The 278-nt window shown below is 63.3% G+C and carries 1 protein-coding gene; it reads right to left on the bottom strand.

The annotated features are described in order from the left end of the window. Positions 1-278: efflux RND transporter permease subunit (locus AC0L20_RS40935; protein WP_473295814.1), on the bottom strand; the 278-nt coding region annotated here is incomplete at both ends.

The following is a 278-nucleotide window of genomic DNA, read 5'->3' on the forward strand; positions in this document are numbered from 1 at the left end:
GAGAAGCCGATCGCGGCGACCATGGTCACGGAGAACTGGCGGTAGATGATGCCGACCGAGCCCGGGAAGAACGCCATCGGCACGAACACGGCCATCAAGACCAGCGTGATGCCGATGATGGCGCCGGTGATCTGCGACATCGCTTTGCGCGTGGCTTCCTTGGGCGGCAGCCCCTCCTCGGCCATGATGCGCTCGACGTTCTCGACCACGACGATGGCATCGTCGACCAGGATGCCGACGGCGAGCACCATGCCGAACATCGAGAGCATGTTGATGGA

It is taken from the genome of Bradyrhizobium sp. Kon58 (assembly GCF_055807455.1).